Origin of the sequence: Jiangella aurantiaca (assembly GCF_004349105.1) — a bacterium.
GTDB lineage: Bacteria > Actinomycetota > Actinomycetes > Jiangellales > Jiangellaceae > Jiangella > Jiangella aurantiaca.
Genome location: NZ_SMLB01000087.1, coordinates 1 through 8,388 on the forward strand (window position 1 = coordinate 1; position 8,388 = coordinate 8,388).

An 8,388-nucleotide genomic window follows, 5' to 3' on the forward strand; every position below is an offset into this window, starting at 1 on the left:
ATATTCCGACCACCCCACCCAAAAGGCAGGGCCATCAACCATCATCAGAAGAAACTCAACCCCAGCAACACAACAACCCCCGGTAAGAAGCTGTCGCGTCACCAAAGGAACCCCAAAACCAACCCCCCAAAAAGAGGATCAGCCCGAGGACACAAACAATTGGCATCAACCAAACATCATCAGGCACACTGTTGAGTTCTCAAAAATCGGACGCACCCACTCGATTTCCTCTCGGAAATCTCCGTGAGACGCTGGTGTTACTTTAGGTTTTCCCGGTCTTCCGAGTCAAATTCGCGTCTTTCTCGAATTCGACTGGCTGTCGATCGAACGATCCTCGCCCGGGCAACCCCGCTAGCTTACCTCACCGCTCTCGCCGGATCAAGCCGCCAGGCTGATCAGGTTCGCTCGGCTGGGAGGCCAGCACCCCATGCTCACGGCACCGGCAGCGGACACGAGTCCACCGCGATGGGCCGTTCGTACGGGGTGACTCCGTGAGTCCGGGCCGCCTTGCGGCGTCCCGCGCTCTCACGAGCCGACGGAGAACTTACAAAGATCAGCGGCGCCGAGTCAAGTCGAACGCCGGCGATCTCTTCCCCCGAACCGGCCGCCTGGCGAGCTGAACCGGAGTAGACCTGGTCAGAGCCCTGATCACGGGCTCACGACGCCGACTCTGGATGGTGTGCCATGCAGCAGCTGCAGCCGACCGACCCGCCGGCCTACCCCGTCACATTCTCCGTCGACTACCCCGACCGCCAGCTGAACCGGGTGACCACGTTCTTCCGTCTCATCGTGGCGATCCCGGTCCTCATCGTGCTCGGCAGTGTGGTGGGCGGCACGTGGCAGTGGGGCTACGACGACGGCGAGGCGGCCGCCGCGGGCGCCGGCGGCCTGCTGTTCTTCGGCCCGCTGCTGCTGATCCTCTTCCGGCAGAAGTACCCGCGCTGGTGGTTCGACTGGAACCTCGAGCTGCAGCGCTTCGCCAACCGCGTCGCGTGCTACCTCGCGCTGATGGACGACCGCTACCCCTCCACGGACGACCACCAGTCCGTCCACCTGATCTATCGCTACCCGGACGTGCCCACCGAGCTCAACCGCTGGCTGCCGCTGGTGAAGTGGCTCCTGGCCATCCCCCACTACATCGTGCTGTTCTTCCTCCACATCGGCGCGATCGTCGCGGTGATCATCTCCTGGTTCGCGGTGCTGTTCACCGGCCGCTACCCCCGCGGGCTGTTCGACTACGTCGAGGGCGCCATCCGCTGGCAGAACCGGGTCGCCGCGTACGCCTTCGTCCTGGTGACCGACCAGTACCCGCCGTTCCGGCTCTCCGCCTGAGTCCTTCTCAGGCTGTTCTTAACCTCGCACCGCACACTGGCGAGCGTGCGGATCCTTGTCGTCGACGATGAGCCGGTGCTGCGGGAGTCCTTGGCGCGATCGCTGCGCTTCGAGGGCTACGCCGTCACGACCGCCGTCGACGGCGTCGATGCGCTGCACCGGGTCCCCGACGTGCGCCCGGACGTGCTGGTGGTGGACGTGGTGATGCCGCACCTGGACGGGATCGAGGTCTGCCGGCGGCTGCGCCGCGACGGTGACCGCACCCCCGTCCTCATGCTCACCGCGCGCGACGCCGTCCGCGACCGCGTGCTGGGGCTGGACGCCGGCGCCGACGACTACCTGGTGAAGCCGTTCGCCCACGAGGAGCTGCTGGCCCGGTTGCGGGCGATGCTGCGGCGCACCGCCTCGACGGGCGACGAGGCCCCGCTGGTGGTCGGCGACCTGCGGCTGGACCCGCAGACCTGGCAGGTCCGCCGCGGAGACCGGGAGATCTCGCTGACCCGGACGGAGTTCGGCCTGCTCGAGCTGCTCATGCGGCACCCCCGCCAGGTGCTCACCCGCGCCCAGCTGTACGAGGGCGTGTGGGGCTGCGACCTGGACGGCTCCACGAACTCCCTCGACGTCTACATCGGCTACCTGCGCAGGAAGCTCGAGGCCGGGGGCGAGCCGCGGATGCTGCACACCGTCCGAGGCGTGGGCTACAAGTTGCTTGGACTGACGTCAGACCTCGCGGTCGGCGACCGCCGCCTACGCGCGACCGAACCATGACGCTCCGGGCGCGGCTGGCCCTGCTGACGTCGGCCGCGGTGGCGCTGGCGGTGGTCGCGGCCTCCGTCGCCGCCTGGCTGCTGATCCGCTCCAGCCTGCTCGACGAGATCGACCAGCGCCTGCTGTCGCGCATCCCCGACCTCGAGGAGATGGCGCAGACGGCCGCGGAGCTCCCCGACGGCGCCCGGCGCCGGATCTCCCTCGTGGTGGGGAACGAGCCGCTCGGCGTCCAGACGATCACGCCGACCGGACGGGTGGAGCCGGGAATCCCGCCGGGCAACGATCCGGAGTCGCTGGTGCTGGACCAGGAGGAGCAGCGCATGCTGGACGGCGACATCGAGGGCCCGTTGCTGCGCAGCGAGACCATCGACGGTGCCGACTTCCGGGTCATGACGGCGGCGCTGGAGGGCGGCGGTGCGGTGCGCCTGGTCCAGCCGCTGGAGAACGTCGAGGAGACGCTCACTCGTATCGCCTGGCTGCTCGCCGGCATCACCGGCGTCGGGGTGGTCGCGGCCGCCGCGCTGGGATGGACGACGGCCCGCACCGGGCTGCGTCCGATCGACCGGCTGGTGGACGCCGCGGAGCAGGTGGCGACGACGAAGGACCTCGCCCACCGCATCGACGCACCCGGCAGTATCCGCGACGAGGTCGCCCGGCTGGCCGGCTCCGTGAACGCGATGCTGGCCGCCCTCGACGACGCTCGGACCCAGCAGCGCCAGCTGGTCGAGGACGCCGGTCACGAGCTGCGCACCCCACTGGCGACGTTGCGCAACGACCTCGGCGTCCTGCTGCGCAGCGAACAGCACCCGGACCGCACCCTGACCCCGTCCGACCGGGCCGGCCTGCTGCGCGACCTGGAGGCCGAGGCGGCCGCGCTGTCGGACATGGTCGGCGAGATCGTCGAGCTGGCCCGCGGCGGCACCGAGCCCGAACCACCGCTGGAGACCGACCTGCGCGCGCTGGTCGAGCGCGCCGTCGCCCGCACCCGCCGGCTCGACCCCGCCGTGACGGTCACCGTCGCCGGCCGGCCATTCGAGGCGGTCGTGCGCCCGGTGGTGCTGGAGCGGGCGATCGCGAACCTTGTGCGCAACGCCGTCCAGGTGAGCCCGCCGGGCGGCGTCGTCGACGTGCTGCTGGACGAGACCGCCGCGGGCGCCCGGATCCGCGTCCTCGACCGCGGGCCGGGCATCTCCGATGCCGACCTGCCACGCATCTTCGACCGGTTCTACCGCGGCCAGGCCGCCCGCGAGCGGCACGGCTCCGGTCTGGGCCTGGCCATCGTCGCGCAGGCCGCCGAGCTGCACGGCGGCAGCGTCACGGCGGCGCGACGCAAGGGCGGCGGCGCCGCCTTCTCGCTGGTCGTGCCGGTGCGCGACACCGAGCCCGCGATTCTCAGCCCGCTCTTAGACGGGCCCTAAAGAGGTCTCATCCCGCGCCGGGAACGTGGCGGATGCACGGCAGAAACACCGACATCCACGACGTCCCTGGAGGACATCATGACCCGATCCACCCGGCGCGGTACCCGACTGCTGCCGGTCGTCGCCCTGCTGCTCACCGCCACACTGACGGCGTGCGGCTCCGACGGCGGCGACGACGACGTGTCCGCGGCCGGCACCGGCGGCGGCGACAGCACATCGGACAGCGGGGGCGGCAGCGGAGGCGGCGGCGAGACCGACCCGGAGCAGGCCGAGCTGGACTTCTACGAGTGCATGCGCGAGAACGGCGTCGACCTGCCCGATCCCGACCCCGGCCAGCCGGGCATCCAGCTCCAGCTGCCGCCGGGCGATCCGGACAACGAGGCGGCGATGGAGGAGTGCCGTTCGCTGCTGCCCAACGGCGGCGAGGCGCCGGAGGTGGACGCCGAGGCGCTGGAGTCGCTGCGCGCGTTCACCGAGTGCATGCGCGAGAACGGCATCGACATGCCCGATCCCGCCGCCGACGGCCGGCTGAGCATGCCCGAGGGCGTCGACCCCCAGTCCGCCGAGTTCCAGGCCGCCATGACCGAGTGCCAGCCGATGCTCGACGGTGCGCCGATCCGGATCGGCCCGGGCCCGGGCGGTGGGCGGTGAGCGCGACGCTGGACCACCAGGACGACCTCGATGCTGAGCTGGATCGGCCGCGACGCAGCCGCACCCGGCTGCTGTGGTTGACGCTCGGCGTCATGGGCGTGGCCGGCGCCGGCGGCGCGTACTGGTACGTGACCCAGGACGACAGCGGCGAGCCGGCGGACGCGGCCACCGGGCCGGCCGCGACCGCCGAGGTGGTGCGCGACGCGATCGCCGCCACCGAGACGTGGTCCGGCACGCTCGGGCACGGCGACGCGCTCGGCATCCCGGCCGCCCAGGGCACGCTCACCCGGGTCGCGGCGGCCGACACGGAGGTCACCCGCGGCACCGAGCTGTTCCGGCTGGACGAGCGGCCGGTGACGGTGCTGCTCGGCGTGATCCCGATGTATCGCGACCTGGGACCCGGCGACGAGGGGATCGACGTGGAGCAGCTGGAGGCCAACCTGGCGGCGCTCGGGTACACCGGGTTCACCGCCGACGACGAGTACACCGACAACACCGCCGAGGCGGTCGAGGAGTGGCAGGAGGACATCGGCGCCGGCGAGACGGGCACCGTCGCCCGGTCCGACGTCGTGTTCCTGCCTGAGGGCGGCCGGGTCGGGACGGTGTACGGGGACGTCGGCAGCCCGGTCACCCCCGGGTCGCCGGTGCTCGACATCACGGGCACCGACCAGGTCGCGACGCTCGAGGTCGACGTCGCCGACCGCGACCTGCTCGCCGTCGGCACCGCGGTCACCGTCGTGCTGCCGGGCGGTGCCGAGACCGCCGGGACGGTGACCGCGGCGACGGTGGTGGAGTCGCCCCCGGCGGACGGCGGGGGCGGCGCGTCCGGCGAGGATGAGGCGCCGAGCGCGGAGGACGCCGTCGTCGAGGTCGAGGTGACGCTGGCCGAGCCGGTGGACCCCGCGCTGGTCGGCTCGCCGGTCGACGTGGTGCGGCCGGTGGACGAGCGGGCGGACGTGCTGGTGGTGCCGGTGACGGCGCTGCTGGCGATGTCCGGTGGCGGTTATGGCCTGGAGGTCGTCGCGGCCGATGGCACCACGTCGGTCGTCCCGGTCGAGCTGGGGCTGTTCGCCGACGGCCGGGTCGAGGTGACCGGCGACGGCATCGCGGAGGGCGACGTCGTGGGGGTGGCCGGGCGATGAGGGTCACGACGGCGAAGCCGGTGATCCGGCTCCGCGACGTCCACCGCCGCTATCCGGGGCGGCCGCCGGTACGGGCGCTCGACGGGGTCAGCCTCAGCGTCGCGCCCGGCGAGCTGGTCGCGATCGTCGGGCCGTCGGGGTCGGGCAAGTCCACGCTGCTCAACATCCTGGGCACGCTGGACCGGGCGGACGCCGGGGAGGTGCGCATCGACGGCCGCGACGTCGCCACGCTGTCGGACAAGCAGCTGTCGGCGCTGCGGGCGCACCGGATCGGCTTCGTGTTCCAGCAGTTCTTCCTCTCCCCCGGGGTGACCGCGCTGGACAACGTCGCCGACGGACTGCTGTACACCGGGCTGTCGTTGCGCGAGCGGCGGCGCCGGGCGGCCCGGACGCTGGCCCGGGTCGGGCTGGCCGACCGCACGCACCACCGGCCGAACGAGCTGTCCGGCGGGCAGCGGCAGCGGGCCGCGGTCGCGCGGGCGCTGGTCGGGCGGCCGTCGTTCCTGCTGGCCGACGAGCCGACCGGCGCGCTGGACTCCGCATCCGGCGCGGCGGTGCTCAAGCTGCTGCACGAGCTGCACGACGGCGGCACCACCGTCATCGTCATCACCCACGACCACGGGGTGGCGGCCGAGCTGCCGCGGCAGGTGCACATCCTGGACGGGCGGATCGAGTCCGACGAGACCCTGGAGCCGGCCCAGGGAGGCTCATACGGCACCGGCGGCGACGCGGGGCCGGAGGTCCCGCCGAGTCGTCGGTCGAGACCGCTCGCCGAATGGAGCGAAGGAGGCGACGCCGTATGAGCCGACCGACGGATGTCGTGAGCGCGCGGTCGCGGCTGCGGCCGCGCGACACCGTCCGGGTGGCGTTCTCCGGGCTGCGGGCGCGGCCGTTGCGCGCGGTGCTGTCGGCGCTGGGCATCGCCGTCGGGATCGCCGCGATGGTCGCCGTCGTCGGCATCTCCGCGTCCAGCCGCGAGCAGGTGAACCAGCAGCTCGACGCGCTCGGCACCAACCTGCTCACCGTCGCACCGAGCCAGTCGTTCGTCAGCGAGGCGCAGCTGCCGCAGGAGAGCGTCGACATGGTGGCCCGCCTCGACGACGTCACCTCGGTGAGCGCCGTCGGCATCGTCCCCGACGCGGCGGTCTACCGCAGCGACGAGATCGACCCGAACCAGACCAACGCGATCGCCGTCAGCGCGGCCCGGACCGACCTGCTGGACACCGTCAGCGCGACGGTCGCGTCCGGCCGCTGGCTCGACGACGTGCTCAGCGCGTTCCCGGTGGTCGTGCTGGGGTCGGAGACGGCGGAGCTGCTCGGCATCTCGCGCACCGACGGTGAGGTGCAGGTGTGGCTTGGCGGCGAGTGGTTCACCGTCGCCGGCGTCCTCGACCCGGTGCCGCTGGCGCCGGAGCTGGACACGTCGGCGCTGATCGGCTGGCCGGCCGCGGAGTCGCTGCTCGGGTTCGACGGCGCACCGACGACGGTGTACCAGCGGGTGGCCGAGGGCGCGATCGACGAGGTGCGGACGCTGCTGCCGGCCACCGTCGACCCGGCGGCGCCGGAAGAGGTCGCCGTCAGCCGGCCGTCGGACGCGCTGGCCGCCCAAGCCGCGACCGACGAGACGCTGACGACGCTTCTGCTCGCGCTCGGGGGCGTTGCCCTGCTGGTCGGCGGCATCGGGGTGGCCAACACCATGGTGATCGCGGTGCTGGAACGGCGCTCGGAGGTCGGGCTACGGCGGGCGCTGGGCGCCACCCGGGCGCACATCCGGCGGCAGTTCCTCGGCGAGTCGGTGCTGCTGGCGGCGCTCGGCGGCGGTGGCGGCGCACTGCTCGGCGGCGCGGCGACGGCGGCGTTCGCGTCCAGCCGGGAGTGGCCGTTCGCGCTGCCCGTCTGGGTGCTGGCTGGAGCGGCCGGCGCGACGATCGTCGTCGGGGCGCTGGCCGGTGCCTATCCCGCGGCGCGGGCGGCCCGGATGCCGCCGACGGCCGCGCTGTCGGCAGTGTGAATGGGGTAGGACGTACCCATGGAACACGCAGGTGACGGGGCACGGCCGGCGTTCGTGCTGCACGAGCACCGCCGGCCCCGTCACCACTTCGACCTGCGCCTGGAGGAGGGCGGCGTCCTGCGCTCGTGGGCGGTGCCCCGCGGCCTGCCGCGCGCGCCGGGCGAGAACCGGCTCGCCGTCGAGGTGCCCGACCACGACCTCGACCACCTCGACTACGAGGACGCCGACAAGTCGATCGCCGATACCGGCTGGTGGGAGGAGCACGACCGCACCCGGCGGCGGATGCTGTTCACTCTGCACGGCCGCGACGGCGCCGCACGGTACGCGCTCATCCGCACCGGCGACGGCTGGCTGCTGCGCCGGACGCTCGATCAGCCAGACCTGTCGAGAACCGACCGCCGGCTCCGACCCACTGACCGAGAGCCGGAGGCGCCGGCACACGATCCGAGGAGCCCGTCATGACACAGAAGATCACCCCGTTCCTGTGGTTCGAGGACGACGCCGAGGAGGCGCTCGAGTTCTACACCTCGATCTTCGACGACGCCCGCATCACGTCGATGACCCGGTTCGGCGAGGGCGGCCCGTTCCCCGCCGGCACCCTCCAGTCGGCGACGTTCGAGCTGGCCGGCCAGCAGTTCATGGCGATCAACGGCGGTCCGCACGACACGTTCAACGACGCCATCTCGTTGTTCGTCAGCTGCGAGACGCAGGATGAGATCGACCGGTACTGGGACGCGCTGCTCGCCGGCGGCGGCACACCCACCCAGTGCGGCTGGCTGAAGGACCGCTTCGGCGTCTCGTGGCAGGTGACGCCGGTGCAGCTGCTGCGCTACCTCGCCGACCCGGACCCGGAGAAGGCCGCCCGCACCACGGCCGCGATGCTGCAGATGGTCAAGCTCGACCTCCCCGCCCTCACGGCCGCCTACGAGGGCACCGCCTGAGGCCATCGTTCAACCCGGGCCGAAGTTGATCTTGGAGAAAGTGGGGTATCAACCGGGCAATTCGGGCAGCATCACCCGCATCACTCCAAGATCAACAACAGCTGGGGCGGGTGGGTCGCTGGTAC

At 72.2% G+C, this 8,388-nt stretch carries 8 protein-coding genes and 1 pseudogene; all 9 read left to right on the forward strand.

Going from position 1 to position 8,388, the window contains the following annotated elements:
- Positions 1 to 684: 684 nt before the first annotated feature.
- Positions 685 to 1,332 carry a DUF4389 domain-containing protein gene (locus E1262_RS29790; RefSeq protein ID WP_132107969.1) on the forward strand — a complete coding sequence of 216 codons (648 nt, stop codon included), beginning with the start codon at positions 685 to 687 and terminating at the stop codon, positions 1,330 to 1,332.
- Positions 1,333 to 1,377: 45 nt separating this feature from the next.
- Positions 1,378 to 2,100 (forward strand): response regulator transcription factor, encoded by a 723-nt coding sequence (locus E1262_RS29795; protein ID WP_132107970.1) that lies wholly within the window; start codon positions 1,378 to 1,380, stop codon positions 2,098 to 2,100.
- Positions 2,097 to 3,518 (forward strand): sensor histidine kinase, encoded by a 1,422-nt coding sequence (locus tag E1262_RS29800; protein WP_132107971.1) that lies wholly within the window; start codon positions 2,097 to 2,099, stop codon positions 3,516 to 3,518. The genes E1262_RS29795 and E1262_RS29800 overlap by 4 nt, the downstream gene beginning before the upstream one ends.
- A gap of 78 nt (positions 3,519 to 3,596) precedes the next feature.
- Complete coding sequence (locus tag E1262_RS29805; RefSeq protein WP_132107972.1) at positions 3,597 to 4,169, forward strand: hypothetical protein; 573 nt, start codon at positions 3,597 to 3,599, stop codon at positions 4,167 to 4,169.
- The gene (locus tag E1262_RS29810; RefSeq protein WP_132107973.1) at positions 4,166 to 5,311 is read left to right on the forward strand and encodes an efflux RND transporter periplasmic adaptor subunit; all 1,146 of its coding nucleotides are present in this window, start codon (positions 4,166 to 4,168) and stop codon (positions 5,309 to 5,311) included. Before E1262_RS29805 ends, E1262_RS29810 begins: the two co-directional genes overlap by 4 nt.
- Positions 5,308 to 6,114 (forward strand): ABC transporter ATP-binding protein, encoded by an 807-nt coding sequence (locus E1262_RS29815; RefSeq protein ID WP_132107974.1) that lies wholly within the window; start codon positions 5,308 to 5,310, stop codon positions 6,112 to 6,114. Before E1262_RS29810 ends, E1262_RS29815 begins: the two co-directional genes overlap by 4 nt.
- The gene (locus E1262_RS29820; protein WP_132107975.1) at positions 6,111 to 7,322 is read left to right on the forward strand and encodes an ABC transporter permease; all 1,212 of its coding nucleotides are present in this window, start codon (positions 6,111 to 6,113) and stop codon (positions 7,320 to 7,322) included. The genes E1262_RS29815 and E1262_RS29820 overlap by 4 nt, the downstream gene beginning before the upstream one ends.
- A gap of 18 nt (positions 7,323 to 7,340) precedes the next feature.
- Positions 7,341 to 7,700, forward strand: a pseudogene (locus E1262_RS29825) (DNA polymerase ligase N-terminal domain-containing protein); the annotation flags it as partial.
- Positions 7,701 to 7,780: 80 nt separating this feature from the next.
- A complete protein-coding gene (locus tag E1262_RS29830; protein ID WP_132107977.1) occupies positions 7,781 to 8,263 on the forward strand; it encodes a VOC family protein in 483 nt (160 codons plus the stop codon).
- The last annotated feature ends 125 nt before the right edge of the window (positions 8,264 to 8,388 follow it).